Origin of the sequence: Heyndrickxia shackletonii, assembly GCF_001420715.1 — a bacterium.
GTDB classification, from domain to species: domain Bacteria; phylum Bacillota; class Bacilli; order Bacillales; family Bacillaceae_C; genus Margalitia; species Margalitia shackletonii.
In genome coordinates, this window is record NZ_LJJC01000004.1 from 3,041,417 (window position 1) to 3,057,717 (window position 16,301).

Annotated in this window: 14 protein-coding genes; all 14 read right to left on the reverse strand. The window is 36.2% G+C overall.

The genetic code is table 11. From position 1 onward, the window contains the following. Positions 1–11: 11 nt before the first annotated feature. A complete protein-coding gene (gene nusA, locus AN964_RS14565) occupies positions 12–1,139 on the reverse strand; it encodes a transcription termination factor NusA (RefSeq protein WP_055740375.1) in 1,128 nt (375 codons plus the stop codon). A 229-nt stretch (positions 1,140–1,368) separates the two neighbouring features. Beyond that, positions 1,369–1,836: a ribosome maturation factor RimP gene (rimP, locus tag AN964_RS14570; RefSeq protein WP_055740376.1), complete on the reverse strand. Its 468-nt coding sequence runs from the start codon at positions 1,834–1,836 to the stop codon at positions 1,369–1,371. Between the two features lie 401 nt (positions 1,837–2,237). Then, positions 2,238–6,557 (reverse strand): PolC-type DNA polymerase III, encoded by a 4,320-nt coding sequence (locus AN964_RS14575; RefSeq protein ID WP_055740377.1) that lies wholly within the window; start codon positions 6,555–6,557, stop codon positions 2,238–2,240. Between the two features lie 340 nt (positions 6,558–6,897). Further along, positions 6,898–8,160: an RIP metalloprotease RseP gene (rseP, locus tag AN964_RS14580; protein WP_055740378.1), complete on the reverse strand. Its 1,263-nt coding sequence runs from the start codon at positions 8,158–8,160 to the stop codon at positions 6,898–6,900. A 16-nt stretch (positions 8,161–8,176) separates the two neighbouring features. Then, complete coding sequence (locus tag AN964_RS14585; protein WP_055740379.1) at positions 8,177–9,322, reverse strand: 1-deoxy-D-xylulose-5-phosphate reductoisomerase; 1,146 nt, start codon at positions 9,320–9,322, stop codon at positions 8,177–8,179. Positions 9,323–9,382: 60 nt separating this feature from the next. Further along, positions 9,383–10,183, reverse strand: a complete 801-nt coding sequence (locus AN964_RS14590; RefSeq protein ID WP_055740380.1) for a phosphatidate cytidylyltransferase — start codon at positions 10,181–10,183, stop codon at positions 9,383–9,385. Next, a complete protein-coding gene (uppS, locus tag AN964_RS14595) occupies positions 10,180–10,977 on the reverse strand; it encodes an undecaprenyl pyrophosphate synthase (protein WP_055740381.1) in 798 nt (265 codons plus the stop codon). The genes AN964_RS14590 and uppS overlap by 4 nt, the downstream gene beginning before the upstream one ends. A gap of 214 nt (positions 10,978–11,191) precedes the next feature. Then, the gene (gene frr, locus AN964_RS14600) at positions 11,192–11,749 is read right to left on the reverse strand and encodes a ribosome recycling factor (protein WP_055740382.1); all 558 of its coding nucleotides are present in this window, start codon (positions 11,747–11,749) and stop codon (positions 11,192–11,194) included. Then, complete coding sequence (gene pyrH / locus AN964_RS14605; RefSeq protein WP_055740383.1) at positions 11,749–12,474, reverse strand: UMP kinase; 726 nt, start codon at positions 12,472–12,474, stop codon at positions 11,749–11,751. The genes frr and pyrH overlap by 1 nt, the downstream gene beginning before the upstream one ends. Positions 12,475–12,691: 217 nt before the next feature. Further along, positions 12,692–13,576 (reverse strand): translation elongation factor Ts, encoded by an 885-nt coding sequence (gene tsf / locus AN964_RS14610; RefSeq protein WP_055740384.1) that lies wholly within the window; start codon positions 13,574–13,576, stop codon positions 12,692–12,694. Between the two features lie 106 nt (positions 13,577–13,682). After that, on the reverse strand, positions 13,683–14,402 hold the full coding sequence (rpsB, locus tag AN964_RS14615) for a 30S ribosomal protein S2 (protein WP_055740385.1): 720 nt from the start codon (positions 14,400–14,402) through the stop codon (positions 13,683–13,685). Positions 14,403–14,570: 168 nt separating this feature from the next. Continuing rightward, positions 14,571–15,104, reverse strand: a complete 534-nt coding sequence (locus tag AN964_RS14620; protein WP_055740386.1) for a hypothetical protein — start codon at positions 15,102–15,104, stop codon at positions 14,571–14,573. Between the two features lie 9 nt (positions 15,105–15,113). Then, entirely contained in the window at positions 15,114–15,431 is a 318-nt protein-coding gene (locus tag AN964_RS14625; protein ID WP_055740387.1) for a hypothetical protein, read from the reverse strand. A 19-nt stretch (positions 15,432–15,450) separates the two neighbouring features. Next, positions 15,451–16,215, reverse strand: a complete 765-nt coding sequence (locus tag AN964_RS14630; RefSeq protein ID WP_055740388.1) for a FliA/WhiG family RNA polymerase sigma factor — start codon at positions 16,213–16,215, stop codon at positions 15,451–15,453. Positions 16,216–16,301 lie beyond the last annotated feature (86 nt).

A 16,301-nucleotide genomic window follows, 5' to 3' on the forward strand; every position in this document is an offset into this window, starting at 1 on the left:
TTGATCACCTCTTATTCGAAATCATCTTCGGTTACGTCGAATGTATCATAGCTGTCATCTTCATCATCAAATAAATTACTATTCATTCTAGGATAGATGCCTAATTCTCTAGCATCCGTTTCACTTTTAATATCTATTTTCCATCCAGTCAGCTTAGCTGCTAAACGAGCATTTTGCCCTCTTTTACCTATTGCCAGAGATAGTTGATAATCAGGTACAACAACTGTTGTTGCCTTTTCATTTTCATCCACGATAACGTCTAACACCTTTGATGGACTTAATGCATTTGCAACGAAAGTAACAGGGTTTTCTGACCACTCAACGATATCAATCTTTTCACCTTTTAACTCATTTACAATTGCTTGAACTCTTGTACCTTTTGGCCCAACGCAAGCACCTACCGGATCTACCTCGGCTTGATCGGTATGGACAGATATTTTGGATCTGTCGCCAGCCTCTCGTGCAACAGATCTTATTTCTACCGTTCCATCGTAAATTTCAGGTACTTCGATTTCAAATAAACGCTTCAATAGGCCTGGGTGTGTACGAGAAACAAAGATTTGCGGCCCTTTTGTTGTTTTCTCAACTTTCGTAATATAAACCTTAATACGGTCGTGAGGCTTATACGACTCATTTGGCATTTGTTCACTTTGCGGCAGAAGAGCCTCAATTTTCCCTAAGTTTACATAAATAAATCGTGGATCTTGACGTTGGACAATCCCTGTCATAATGTCATCTTCGCGATCAATAAATTCAGAATAAATAATGCCTCTTTCCGCTTCACGAACACGTTGAGTAACTACTTGTTTTGCAGTTTGAGCTGCGATTCGGCCAAAATCCTTTGGTGTTACTTCTAATTCGACAACATCGCCAATTTCATAAGAGGGGTTAATCTTTCGGGCATCCTCAATGGAAATTTCAAGTCGTGAATCAAACACTTCCTCCACTACATCTTTACGGGCAAATACTTTCATTGTTCCATTGCCTAAATTTAAATCGATGCGCACATTTTGTGCTTGATTAAAATTCCTTTTATAAGCAGAAATTAATGCTGCCTCAATTGCTTCAATAATAACGTCGCGAGAAATTCCTTTCTCTTTTTCCAATATTAGTAGAGCATCTAATAACTCTGTGCTCATGGAAACGTCATCCCCCTTAATAATAAGTAAACATGTCACAGCTACCATTCACTGTGCAGTTATTTTCCAAATCTTTTTTGTAAATAAAGCCGTTTTCATACAAATTGTTGCTTTTCGCTCTTGTGTGAAAGACTGAAACTATAGTCTTAATAACACTTAGTTTCATACTGTAAGAGCTATTAATAAGGTTATTGTTTCAAAACATCAAACTTTAAGAAAAGAGCCTTAATTAAAAAATAATCGCAAGACGAGCATTAGCCACTTTTTCGTAAGGAATGCTGATTTCCTTTGTTCTGGTTTTTATTTTCACCTCAACGGTCAACGTTTCCCCGTCAAAAGCTAAAAGCTTGCCTTCAAAAGTCTTTTCGCCATCAATGGCTTCATAGGTTTTAATATGTACATTTTTACCTATGGAATCAACAATGTCTTTTTCTTTCTTTAGTGGTCGCTCCGCACCCGGTGAAGAAACCTCCAGAAAATAATTTTGCGGAATTGGGTCAATTTCATCCAATTTTTCACTTAAACGTTCACTGACCATACCGCATTCTTCAATATCTATCCCGCCTTCTTTATCAATATAAACGCGAAGGAACCAGTTTTTCCCTTCTTTTACATATTCAATGTCGACGAGATATAGCTGCATTTCCTCTAAGATTGGTGTAACGAGTCCTTCAATAACGTCCGTTACTTTACTCATAAATACCTCCTACACATGTCCACCTTTATTAGACGAGGGAGATTACTCCCACTTCATGAAATAATGAACTCCCCGAAGCCATTTGTGTTTAAGTTTAACTTATTAAAAGTGAAAAACAAGAAAGAGCGGGTAAGACCCACTCTTAATTACGAGAGCTATCAGTAGTATTTCCAATAAAAATATACCATAACCTGCAAAATAAAGCAAATACCCAGAGATTTTTATAATAACAATTATTCACTTAGGCTGCTTTCAAAATAGATTGTATGATTTTCATAAATTCTAAGTAGGCTTCATTTCGGGCATCTATTCTTAAAGTGGTAATTCATTCTTATCCGCAAAAAAGATGTTTATAAGAGTTGCATCTACAAAAGTAAAATAGTTTAAGAAAAGTGCCTTAATTAAAACAAGGAAAGCTGATTTTGCTCCGGTAGATCTTCTAAGCAACCGTGTTTATCCAGATATTCGATTATTGTTTTGGATACTTTTCCACGTTGCTGGAGATCTTCTTTAGATAAAAATTCTCCTTCCTCGCGGGCCTTAACAATATTTAAAGCAGCATTCGTTCCCAGACCAGGTATGGAATTAAATGGAGGAATGAGAGAATCCCCATCAATTACAAAATCCTTTGCACTCGAACGATATAGATCTACTTTTTGAAAGTGGAAACCTCTTTCCACCATTTCCAGTGCTATTTCAAGCACTGTCAGTAAGCTTTTTTCTTTCGTAGATGCATCCAAGCCTTTTTCGTTTATTTCTTCTATTCTTGACCTGATCGCATTACTTCCCCGTACCATAGATTCCAAATCAAAATCTTCAGCTCTTACAGTAAAATAAGCAGCGTAATATAAAAGTGGAAGATGTACTTTGAAATATGCAATCCTAACGGCCATTAATACATATGCTGCAGCATGTGCTTTCGGGAACATGTACTTGATTTTTTTGCAGGAATCAATATACCACTCGGGTACATTTTGCTTTCTCATTTCCTCTTCCATTTCAGGCTGAAGACCTTTTCCCTTACGAACGGATTCCATAATTTTGAACGCTAATGAAGGTTCAATCCCTTGATAAATTAAATAAACCATGATGTCATCACGACAGCCAATAACTTCTGGAAGTGTACATGTACCATTTTGAATGAGCTCCTGTGCGTTTCCGAGCCAAACATCGGTACCATGAGATAATCCCGAAATTTGGACAAGCTCCGAAAAGGTCTTTGGTTTTGTATCCTCTAACATCTGCCTAACGAATCGTGTACCAAATTCAGGTATTCCAAGCGTTCCAGTATTACACATAATTTGTTCTGGAGTAACACCTAATGATTCCGTACTGCTGAAGATTTTCATTACTTCTGGATCATCTGTTGGAATAGTTTTCGGATCCATTCCACTTAAATCCTGCAGCATTCTTATAACTGTCGGATCGTCGTGCCCAAGTATGTCCATTTTCAAGACATTATCGTGAATCGAATGGAAATCAAAATGGGTTGTTTTCCATTCAGAACTATTGTCATCTGCTGGAAATTGGATTGGTGTAAAGTCATACACATCCATATAGTCAGGGATAATGATGATACCCCCAGGATGCTGGCCGGTTGTTCTCTTTACCCCTGTACAACCTTGTACTAATCGATCCACTTCGGCTCCGCGTAAATGAAGATTATTATCCTGCGCATAACCTTTGACATATCCATATGCGGTTTTTTCCGCTACAGTACCGATCGTTCCCGCACGATAGACATATTCTTCACCGAATAGCACCTTTGTATAGGCATGTGCTCTTGGCTGATATTCACCAGAAAAGTTTAAATCGATATCCGGTACCTTATCCCCTTTAAAGCCAAGGAATGTTTCAAACGGAATATCATGTCCATCTTTTTTGTATTTAGCACCGCAATTAGGACAGTTTTTATCCGGGAGATCAAAGCCGGAACCTACAGAACCATCATTAAAGAATTCTGAATGCTTACATTCTGTACATACATAATGTGGTGGCAGTGGATTTACTTCTGTAATTTCCGTCATCGTCGCAACAAAGGACGATCCTACCGAACCACGAGAACCAACCAGATAACCATCATCTAGTGATTTCTTTACTAACTTATGAGAAATTAAATAAATAACGGCAAAACCATGGCCAATAATACTCTTTAATTCTTTCTCTAATCGAGCTTCTACAATCTCTGGCAACGGATCTCCATAAATAGATTTAGCACGGGCATAACTCATATTCTTAATTTCATCTTCCGCACCCTCTATTTTAGGTGTATATAAATCATCCTTAATCGGTTTAATTGGTTCTATTAAATCAGCAATTTTATTCGTGTTAGTGATAACTATTTCCTTCGCTTTTTCAGCACCTAAAAAGGAGAAATTATTTAACATTTCATCTGTTGTTCGGAAATGAACATCAGGAAGTTTATGACGATTTAACGGATTGGCACCCGCTTGTGAATTAATAAGGATTTTGCGATATATTTTATCATTCGGATGTAAATAATGAACATTTCCTGTTGCCACTACAGGCAAGTTCAATTTTTCTCCTAATTTAACAATATTCGATATGATTTCTTCCAATGACTTTTCGTCACGAATAAGTTCCAATTCAATTAAATGTGCATAAACATCTTTAGGATGAACTTCTAGATAATCATAGAATTTTGCAATTTCCTCTACCTCTTCAGGACCTTTTTGCATCATCCCTTCAAATACTTCACCCTTATCACATCCGGAACCTACCAATATTCCATCTCTGTACATTTGGAGTTTGGAACGCGGTATACGCGGAACACGGTAGTAATAATCAATATTCGAAAGGGAGACTAATTTAAATAAGTTCTTTAGTCCCGCCTCTGTTTGCGCTAATAACGTACAGTGGAAAGGTCTTGCACGCTTAAATGCTCCGCCTTCCCCCATAAATTGATTAAATTGATCATGGTATTCAATCCCTCGTGCGGCAGCATCCTTCAGCATTTTAATTAAAATATACCCAGTAGCTTCTGTATCATAAATTGCACGATGATGCTGCGTTAATTCTACATCGAATTTTTTTGCTAATGTATTTAAACGATGATTTTTAAATTCAGGAAAAAGCCATCTTGCTAGTTCTAATGTATCGATTACTGGATTAGCTGCTTTTGGATATCCCATTTTTGAAAATCCAACATTTAAAAATCCCATGTCAAATGACGCATTATGGGCTACAAGTACAGCATCCCCTGTCCAGTCTTTAAATTTTTGGAGTACCTCGTCCACCTCTGGCGCATCCTTAATCATATCATCTGTAATGCCAGTGAGATCAATAATAGTTGCCGATAATGGGCGATGTGCTTTAGCAAACGATTCAAAGCGATCGATTATTTCGCCGTTTTTAATTTTTACCGCGGCAAGCTCGATAATAGTATCATATACAGCCGAAAGACCGGTTGTCTCCACGTCAAAAACAACAAATGTATCTTCAGCCAATAATCGATGTGCATCATTATAAGCAATTGGAACCCCATCATCCACCAGGTTCGCTTCCACACCGTACAATATTTTTATATCATGCTTTTTCCCGGCACTATATGCTTCTGGAAAAGATTGTACAACTGCATGATCAGTTAGAGCGATAGCCTTATGTCCCCATTTTTTCGCTTGGGCAACTAAATCGCTCATGGACGATACAGCATCCATTTGACTCATCGGTGTATGCAAGTGAAGTTCAACGCGTTTTTCATTTTCCGGTGCATTGTCTTTTCGTTCTACCGGTTTAATTTCATTTAAATCATTCGCAATCATTACTAAGTCTCTGACGAATGTATCATTTTGGATGCTACCTCGTGCACGAAGCCACATACCTTTTTTTACGCGGCCAAGAATCTCTGCATCTTCTTTATCGCGAGAGAACATTTTTACTAATATGGAGCTTGTGTAATCAGTAATTTTAAAGGTTAATAGTGTTCGGCCGCTGCGAAGTTCTTTTGTTTCAGCGAAGAAAACATATCCTTCGACAAAAATTCGTCGTTCCTCATCCACAATCTCTTCTATTTTTCTGTAGGAATCATCATCTTTAATGTTCATTCCTATAAAGAGCGGACCGTTATCTACTTCACCATCCGGCTTATCTGCAGCTTTCTTTTGTATTTCCATTACTGCTAACTTAGCCCTTTCTTCGTCTTCTTTTTTCTTCTCCTCTACAAATTTTTCATATTCCTCATTCGATTGATTTTGAGAAATAATAGTATCCAAAACAAGTGGAGGGAAACCTACCGATTGGTATGAATTTGCAATGATTTCTCCATATTTTTGTTTTAACGTCCGTGATTCAGTATCATTTCTTGCCTCAATAGTAAGTTTATTTCCTTTGACCTGCGGATATTGTTCATGTAATAAAGAAAGAAGCATTGGTGAAATGCCTTCAATATCCTTAATACAATATTTCCAGTAATCGGATATCAACTGATCCTCATAAGACATGTCATGAGCTCGAATAGAAAATTGGACATTCGCTATATGCTGGAATGTTTTTTGCAATTGCAGAGAAAAGCGGTTAAAAATAGGAAACGGCAGGATCTTTTCCACATTAAAATAAAAATGCCAGCGTTTTGACGCACGTTCCACCACTAGCTTTTCAATTTCTGCATTTGTAAAATGTTGAAAAAATGTATCTTCCGTTAACTCAAGCTGCTGTAATAATAGTCTAAATCGTTCTTTTTTTTCGGCGGGATTGTTTGACATATTCCCCTCTCCCATCCTTTAAAATTTCTTCTATACCTTTACCATCATAAAAAAACCGTGGCAGAATTTCAATGCAAAAACATTTACAATTAAGAAAAGCGCTTAGCCAGTTCCTCATCGGCGTATGAATTTCGAAGTCGCAGGCGGGACCAACGGAACACAGTGAGGTAGATCACGAGATGATGCCCGCTTTTCCTAGGGACGAGACGGTGAAAACCGCTAGATTATAGGCGCAGAAATCAGACAAAAACCTAATGTTTGGAATAATTAATTTGATTCCAAACTCATAAATTACTTTAACATGAAAGAAGCAACCGGATTATACCGATTGCTCTATATTCTATAGGAAAAATCTTTGAATATCATTCCATGTAACGATTATCATTAAAAGCATTAGCAATGCAAATCCGATAAAGTGAACCATCCCTTCTTTTTGACGATCGATTGGTTTTCCTCTTACTGCTTCAACAGCAAAGAATAATAAACGACCTCCATCTAGAGCTGGAATTGGCAATAAGTTCATAATACCTAGGTTAATGCTTAATAATGCTGCCCATTGAACTAAATAGTAAACTCCTAATTGTGCGACATCCTCAGTCGATTTATAAATTCCAACAGGGCCTGAGAGCATATTAATGGAAAATTGCCCCGTTAGTAATTTTCCTAGCATTTGGAAGATTTTAATGGTCATGTCATAGGTTTGCTGGAAACCATAAGTAACAACTTTTAACGGAGATTTTTCAACAGGACTATGAACCCCTATCATTCCGTATTCTTTATTATTTTCATCTTTTTCAATTTTTGGGGTGACAGAAATATCCATTGTTTTATGATTTCTTTCTATCGTAAACATTAATTCTTCACCAGGATGTTTTTGGATTACTTCTACAATATCATTCCAATTCGATATTTCAGATCCATCAATACTGATAACTTTATCCCCTTTATGAAGACCAGCAGCTTTAGCTACCCCATTTTTAGTTAAATCACCCAAAATGGGGTCTTGAACCGGAACTCCTTGAAGGGCACCTAATACCATGAATATAATAATTGCCAACACAAAGTTCATCATTGGTCCTGCAAAAATAGTCATGGCACGATGTCCAAGTGATTTCGCTGCAAATTGACGATTCCATGGTGCTATTTGAGTCTCTGCCTGATTTTCCACTAGCACAGCGTCATTTTCAACGGAGAATGTTTTTAATATTTCATCCTCCCCTTCTTCATAACCCTTAATAACCAAATTATGCTCCAAATCAGCGGAATCAATCTCGATAATACGAATATTAGAATATTTTTCCTTGCCATTAATAACAACTTTTTCTACTTTATCATCCTTATTTAGAATTAAACCAACACGTTGCCCCGGCTTTAATTCAAGCATTTCCTGGTCTTCCCCTGCCATTCGTACATAGCCTCCGATTGGCAGAAGTCTGATTGTATATTGTGTTTCATTTTTTTTGAAGGAAATTAGCTTAGGACCAAAGCCAATCGCAAATTCTCGACATAGTATTCCTGCCCGTTTAGCAAAGAAAAAGTGCCCTGCTTCGTGGAAAAATACTAATGCTCCAAAAATGATGATAAAGGCTATTAATGTTGTCAAATGAAAAACCACCTTTTTATAAAAGTGAATTGATATATTCTCTCGTTTCTATATCAACAGTTCTGATTGTATCTAAGTCAGGGTGCTTAATCACATTATGCCTTTCAAGCGCCTTTTCTACAAGTTCATCTATTTGTAAAAAGGAAATTCGTTCATTTAAGAAAGCACCTGCGGCAACTTCATTAGCTGCATTTAATACAGTAGGCATTGTCCCCCCGGCTTTACCAGCCTCATATGCCAACTTTAATGCATAAAATCGGTCAAAGTTCATGGTTTCAAAATGAAGATTGCCAATTTTAGCTAAATCTAGCCTCTCTGATGAAGGTAATGAAATACGATTTGGATAGCTTAATGCGTATTGAATAGGAACTCGCATATCTGGTGTTCCCAACTGTGCTTTCACACTTCCATCCTGGAATTCCACCATAGAGTGAATAATGCTTTCCCGATGTAAGAGAACATCTATTTTTTCAAAAGGAAGATTGAATAGCCAATGCGCTTCAATTACCTCTAAACCCTTATTCATCATAGTAGCAGAATCTATGGTGATTTTTGCACCCATTGACCAATTAGGATGACTAAGCGCATCTTTTACGGTGACTTCTTTTAACTCTTCTCTTTTTTTATCACGAAAGCTGCCACCTGAAGCGGTAATAATTAATCTTTCAATATTTTTGTCTTGTTCCCCTTGCAAACATTGAAAAATTGCTGAATGCTCACTGTCGACAGGAAGAAGCATTACTTGTTGCTGTTTTGCTTCATTCATTACTAAGTGTCCTGCAGTAACGAGTGTTTCTTTGTTGGCAATAGCAATTACTTTATGAGCCTTAATGGCTTGTAAAGTAGGAAAAAGACCTACACTTCCTAATACAGCATTCACCAATATATCGGACTTTTCATAAACAGCCACTTCCACTAGTCCATCTTCGCCGTATGTAAGCTTCGTGTCAGAAGCAAACTCAAGCCTTAATTGATCATAATCCTTTTTTGTTTGAACAGAGACTAGCTCCGGTTTGAATTCCGAAATGATTTTTCTGGCTAGATCTATATTTTTTCCAACCGAAAGAGCAACTAATTTAAATTCTTCTGGATGCTTCCTGATTACATCCAATGTTTGAGTACCAATTGAACCTGTTGCTCCTAACAAACTTATTTTTTTCAAAATGTTCAACTCCCAAGATTCTTCCAATACCATCTAATTAAAAATAATTTTGTCCTTTATTTAATTCGACAATAATAAATAACTAATAAGCGGCCAAACAAATAATAAACTATCAAATCGATCTAGGATACCGCCGTGACCCGGTAATATTTTTCCGGAGTCTTTCACATCATAGAAACGCTTTAAGGCAGATTCAACTAAATCACCCATTTGTCCAAAAACAGATAGAATGGCAGTAATAATAATTAATTTTAACATAGAAGCAGGTATGTTGGAAAATAACGCGAATAGAATTCCAACTATTAACGCGCAAACTATCCCTCCAATAAATCCTTCTACTGTTTTATTAGGACTAATTTCCGGCCACAGCTTCCTTTTTCCAATCGCTCGTCCAATAAAATAGGCTCCAGAATCTGTAGCCCAGATAATAAAAAGAGAATACAGAATAAATGTAAGTCCATGCAGTCCATGCTCTCTTATGTATAAAAAATTGTAAAAGCCTAAGCCCACATAAAATATTGAAAGCAACATAAAAGCTGCATCAACAATCGTATAGCGATTTTTGGAAGCTACCGTATAGCATAAAAGTAACAGTATACCAAAATAGACATAATCCATTTTGGACAATCCAAATTTCTCTACTACTTCAATATATGGATGTGGAATCAAAAAAATCCCTAACATAAGAAATGAAATTATTCCGGGAAAAGATATTATTTTTAATTTGCTTATTCTTAAAGCTTCACCTAAAGCGATGAATGCCAATAAATAGACTAAAATAGTAAAAGGTACATTTCCATAAATGACAATAGGAATAAAAATTGCAGCAGCTATAACAGCTGTTATAATACGTTGTTTCATTCTTCCACGCCCTCGCTTTTTAAACCACCATATCTTCTTGATCGTTGTTGATAAACTTCAATAGCTTCTACTAAATTTTCCTCATTAAAATCTGGCCATAAAACGTCTGAGAAGAAAAATTCCGTATAGGCTAACTGCCACAGCATAAAATTACTTAAGCGAATTTCTCCGCTTGTACGAATTAATAAATCCGGATCCCGTAGACTATGTGACATTAAATAATTTGAAAAATTAGCTTCCGTAATATCCTTTTCAGTTAATTTTCCCTTTTTCACATCATGTACTATATTTTTTACTGCTCTGACGATTTCATCCCTGCTCCCATAATTAAGAGCAAAATTTAGAATTAAACCATTATTATGTTCTGTTTCTGTTATTGCTTTCCCAACTGCACCAAGAGTGTGTTCAGGAAGTTTATCTTTATAACCCATCATTTGAACTCGAACATTTTCTTCTTTAAGTTCAGGTAAGAATGTTCCTAAAAATTCGCCTGGAAGCTTCATTAAATAATCCACTTCACTTTTTGGGCGTTTCCAATTTTCTGTAGAAAAAGCATAAAGGGTCAAAACTTCAATACCTAACTTAGAAGCAAGTCGGGTTATTCTTCTAACCCTTTTCATCCCCTCATGATGACCTGCCACACGAGGCAGTGCGCGTTTCTTTGCCCATCTCCCATTCCCATCCATAATTATCGCAACATGTTTTGGCATCGGGAGTTCCTTTAATGCATTGATTCTCTCTTCTAATGCATCATTTTCCTTGGAAGTTTTCCAAAACTTCAATTTATTAATCATCATTGGACCTCCACTTGGACTACTTTCCATTTTCATATGTAAAATCCGCTATTTCTATAATAGCAAAAAAAGCCTGGAATTTCTTTAATATTAAAATTGAAAAGGTGCGACTTCTATTATAGATAAAATATGTCATTTTGTGTAGAGACAGTTAGGAAACATTTTTCCTCTTTAAAATAAAAAACTCTCTAGAAGAGAGTTTTTTAAGAAAATATTATACCTCTAAAATTTCTTGCTCTTTTGTTTTTGTAATTTGGTCAATTTTGTTAATATGTTCATCTGTAAGTTTTTGAATATCATCTGAGTAGCCGCGAAGATCATCTTCTGAAATTTCACCATTTTTCTCAAGCTTTTTCAAATCATCGTTTGCATCTCTTCGAATATTTCGAATCGCAACCTTGGCACCCTCTGATTCTTTTTTGACCACTTTCACAAGTTCTTTGCGTCGCTCTTCTGTTAATGCGGGAATCCCTAATCGAATTAAACTTCCATCATTATTAGGTGTTAAACCCAAATCTGATTTTAAAATAGCCTTTTCAATTTCACCGAGAATTGACTTATCATAAGGCTGGATAACTAACAGACGCGCTTCCGGAACCGATACACCTGCTAACTGATTAATTGGTGTTGGTGCACCATAGTAATCGATGACAATTTTGTCTAGTAATGAAGCACTTGCACGACCAGCACGGATAGAACCAAGTTCTCTTGTAAAAGCTTGAATTGCTTTTGTCATTCTATCTTTTGAAGTAGCAATAATTTCTTTAGGCATTATTCCTTCCCCCTTACAATCGTTCCAATATTTTCACCCATCACAACCCGTTTTATATTGCCATTTTCCATAATAGAAAAGACAACTAGCGGAATATCATTGTCCATGCATAACGAAGATGCTGTTGAATCCATTACCGCAAGACCGTTTTTAATCACATCTAAATAAGTAAGTTGATCATATTTAACCGCATTTTTATCCAATTTTGGATCAGCAGAATAGACACCATCTACATTATTTTTTGCCATTAAGATAACTTCTGCCTCAATTTCAGCTGCCCTGAGCGCAGCTGTTGTATCTGTTGAAAAATATGGGTTTCCAGTTCCTGCAGCAAATATGACAACACGTTTCTTTTCTAAATGGCGGATAGCTCGTCTGCGGATATATGGTTCTGCCACTTGGCGCATGTCAATGGATGTTTGAACTCTTGTCTCAATTCCATTTTGCTCTAAACTGTCTTGAAGTGCAAGAGAATTCATCACAGTTGCTAGCATTCCCATATAATCTGCCGTCGCACGGTCCATCCCCATCTCGCTGCCGATTTTTCCGCGCCAAATATTGCCGCCGCCAACTACAACTGCCACTTCAACACCTAATTCAGCAATTTCCTTCACTTGTTCTGCTACAGATTTAATAACAGAAGGGTTAATACCAAAACCCTGATCTCCCGCTAATGCTTCTCCACTTAATTTTAATACAACTCGTTTATATTTTGGGGTACTCATATGAACCTCCAATTCATTTATTGTGTATGCAGTTAAGATATCCACTGCATGTTTTTCTTGAGGTAAGTAGTTAGAGTTGAAAGATTGGTGGAAATCTATAAATGAAGATTTCCTTATTTTCCATCATTTGCACCCTAACCTAAATTTCCAAAGAAAGGGAACACACAGTGTGCTCCCTTTGATGATTTTCCCAATTCCCTAGGGAATCGCAAAAAAATTATTTATTTTTTACTTGGCTCATTACTTCTTCAGCAAAGTTATCTTGACGTTTTTCAATACCTTCGCCAACTTCATAACGAACTAAGCCAGTAATTGTTGCATTATTAGCCTTCACAAATTGTCCAACTTTTTGATCTGGGTTTTTAACAAATGCTTGATCTAAGATACAAATCTCTTCAAAGTATTTGCTTAATCGACCTTCCACCATTTTAGCAACAATATTTTCAGGTTTGCCTTCGTTTAATGCCTGTTGAGTTAATACCGCGCGCTCATGCTCAACTTCTTCTTGTGATACTTGATCACGTGAAATGTATTTTGGATTTAATGCAGCAGCGTGCATTGCAACATCTTTTGCAACACTCTCATCTGTTGTGCCTTCAAGAACCGTTAAAACACCGATACGGCCGCCCATGTGTAAGTATTCACCAAATACGCCATTATCTGTTTTTGTTTTTAATTCAAAGCGACGAAGTGTAATTTTTTCACCAATTTTTGCAATCGCGCCATTGATAGCTTCGCTAACAGATGTTCCATTTTCCATTTGTTGTTCAAGTGCTTCTTCTACTGTAGCTGGCTTATTTTTTAGGATGTGTTTTGCTAAATCAGCAACTAGTGTTTTGAAGCCTTCATTTTTTGCAACAAAGTCTGTTTCTGAGTTTACTTCAAGAATAACTGCATCATTGCCTTCACTTAAAATATAAGTAATACCTTCTGCAGCAATTCTATCTGCTTTTTTCGCAGCTTTAGAAATACCTTTTTCACGTAGATAATCAATGGCTTTATCCATATCGCCATTTGTTTCCGTAAGTGCTTTTTTACAGTCCATCATACCTGCGCCTGTTTTTTCACGAAGTTCTTTAACCATTTGTGCAGTAACTGCCATGAGAATAGTTCCTCCTTTAATTCTATGTATTTCATTAAATTCATAGCATTCTTTAAAAAAAGGTGATAAGGAGTATTCTTATCACCTTCTATAAATCAGAAAATAATTATTGAGCTTCCACTGGCTCAGCAGCTGTTTCTTCTTCGCCTTGTCTAGCTTCTAAAATAGCGTCAGCCATTTTACCAGTTAAAAGCTTAACTGCGCGAATTGCATCATCATTTGCAGGAATTACATAATCAATTTCATCAGGATCGCAGTTTGTATCTACAATACCAACGATTGGAATATTTAATTTACGTGCTTCTGCAACTGCAATACGCTCTTTGCGAGGATCGATAATGAATAGAGCATCTGGAAGAGTTTTCATATCTTTAATTCCTCCAAGGAATTTCACTAAACGCTCATGTTCTTTTTTAAGTTGAACAACTTCTTTTTTAGGTAGAACTTCAAAAGTTCCGTCTTCTTCCATTTTTTCAATCGCTTTTAATCTTTCGATACGCTTTTGAATGGTTTCGAAGTTTGTTAATGTACCACCTAACCAACGATGATTAACATAGTACATGCCAACTTTTTCAGCTTCTTCTTTAACAGATTCTTGAGCTTGCTTTTTAGTACCAACGAAAAGAATGTTTCCGCCGTTTGCTGCAAGTTCTTTTACAAAGTTGTATGCTTCTTCAACCTTTTTAACTGTTTTTTGAAGATCGATAATATAGATGCCGTTACGCTCTGTGAAGATATATTTCTTCATTTTAGGGTTCCAACGGCGTGTTTGGTGTCCAAAATGAACACCTGCTTCAAGCAATTGTTTCATTGAAATTACTGACATTGTGTTGCCTCCTATGGTTTTAGTTTCCTCCGCTTCAATCATTTTTAAACAGAAACTACCAAAATAAAATGTAATTATTTTGAAAGCACCATCTATTTAAATCATGAAGCGTGTGTGATAACACCAAAAATTAATATAACATATATGAATACTATATTCAAGAATATCTTATATTTTTTGACGAAACTTCAAAAGCAGTTCAATTTCCGTCTTCCCTTTATGAAGTTCCTTAGCAATTTGTTCAATCGTCAAGCCTTCTTTTTCTAATAAATATGCTTGTTTTTCTAACGGTAAAGTGGCAAAATCAATACTTTGATTTTCCGCATCTTGAATATCATTTTGTGTCATCGCTGATTGATATGTTTTTTCCGCTCGGCTCCGCATAAATGTTTGAAGAGCCGGAACTTCATTTTTTTGTTCGTTTTGGCTGGAGATCTTATCTTGATAGGACTTGTCCCCCTCAACGTTTTCTTTTAATTCCATTTTGCTATGATATATGCTTTGGACTTTTTTAATAAACTCTTCATTTTCATCCCTTATTTCGATTAGATAGGTTGAAAACATTTCTTCCATTTCCTGTAACACTTTTTTTTGATCTTGTTCTACATGCATAAGACGATTCTGTCTTATATAAAGGATAATAATTGCAAAGATTGATACGATATTTATAATAATAGAAATGAATAAAATAAAAATGGTCATTATAATCGCCTACCCGCTAAAATCAATATGATTACCTTTAAATGGGTGATGTTGGTGTGATTGCTTTTCTTTGTCTTTTTCTCTTTGATCCTTTTTGCTTGAATCATGGTCATGATGATTTTTCGGATGGGCTTGATCTTTAAGCAGGGCTGAATCTTTTTGTTCTTGCTTTAGTACATGTTGTCGTTTCTGAATTAGTGCTTTTTCCATTTCCTCCACTGCATTTTCATTTATTACCCTACTTGCATGTTGAATATGTTGCATATTTTTTCCGGCATCATGTGTTCTCGGCAATGCGATTTGCATTTCAAGCGATTTCAGCTCCACCTTTTCCACCTCTAAGAATTTACATTTTCTTCTCTAAAATATTTCTTAATTTATATAATGCTTTCGAATGAATTTGTGAAATTCTTGATGTAGATAGGCTCATAATCTCCCCGATTTCCGTTAAGGTTAATTCTTCATGATAAAATAAGCTTAATACCAACTGTTCCTTTTCAGATAATGTGGAAATGACTTTCGTTAAATCCTGAATTTTTTCATCATGAATTAAACATTCCTCTGGACTTGGAATATGGTCGTCTTTTATCACAAAAGAATACGTTTCATTGTCTTCCTTTTCATGCGCTTGCTCATCCACAGAAAGTACATTTGCAAAAAATTGTTCATTCATGGTTTGATACACATCATCCTCAGACATATTCAGTTCATGAGCAATCTCCTCGGCTGTAACATGTCTCATATACTTTTGCTCTAACTTTTCGAGTGTTGCTTCAATCTTTTTCGCTTTTTCTCTTGTACTTCTAGGCAGCCAATCTTCTTTTCTTAAACCATCTAAAATAGCCCCGCGAATTCTAAAAGATGCGTACGTATCAAATTTTAAATCACGTGCCCGATCGAATTTATTTAACGCATCCAAAAGCCCAAGCATCCCAAAACTTTTTAAATCATCCCTTGAAACATTACGAGGAAGTCCAACTGCAATCCTTTGAACGTGATAGTGAACTAATGGCAAGTATTTTTTCACAAGAACATCACCAGCTTGAGCATTACGTGAACTTATCCATAATTCCCAATACTTTTGTTCTTCGATTGTTTCTGCTTTTGACAAATGTCTCCCTCCTCGCAAGTTAGTTTAAATAGGCTGTTTTCGTATAGATAGCAGCAATTCGTAAATATCTATAAATCCGAATATAG

What these genes read in the sequence shown, in the direction of transcription:
- nusA (WP_055740375.1), bottom strand. Translation starts at nt 1,139, where the DNA reads ATGAGCACAGAGTTATTAGATGCTCTACTAATATTGGAAAAAGAGAAA.
- rimP (WP_055740376.1), bottom strand. Translation starts at nt 1,836, where the DNA reads ATGAGTAAAGTAACGGACGTTATTGAAGGACTCGTTACACCAATCTTA.
- AN964_RS14575 (WP_055740377.1), bottom strand. Translation starts at nt 6,557, where the DNA reads ATGTCAAACAATCCCGCCGAAAAAAAAGAACGATTTAGACTATTATTA.
- AN964_RS14590 (WP_055740380.1), bottom strand. Translation starts at nt 10,183, where the DNA reads ATGAAACAACGTATTATAACAGCTGTTATAGCTGCTGCAATTTTTATT.
- uppS (WP_055740381.1), bottom strand. Translation starts at nt 10,977, where the DNA reads ATGATTAATAAATTGAAGTTTTGGAAAACTTCCAAGGAAAATGATGCA.
- frr (WP_055740382.1), bottom strand. Translation starts at nt 11,749, where the DNA reads ATGCCTAAAGAAATTATTGCTACTTCAAAAGATAGAATGACAAAAGCA.
- pyrH (WP_055740383.1), bottom strand. Translation starts at nt 12,474, where the DNA reads ATGAGTACCCCAAAATATAAACGAGTTGTATTAAAATTAAGTGGAGAA.
- tsf (WP_055740384.1), bottom strand. Translation starts at nt 13,576, where the DNA reads ATGGCAGTTACTGCACAAATGGTTAAAGAACTTCGTGAAAAAACAGGC.
- rpsB (WP_055740385.1), bottom strand. Translation starts at nt 14,402, where the DNA reads ATGTCAGTAATTTCAATGAAACAATTGCTTGAAGCAGGTGTTCATTTT.
- AN964_RS14620 (WP_055740386.1), bottom strand. Translation starts at nt 15,104, where the DNA reads ATGACCATTTTTATTTTATTCATTTCTATTATTATAAATATCGTATCA.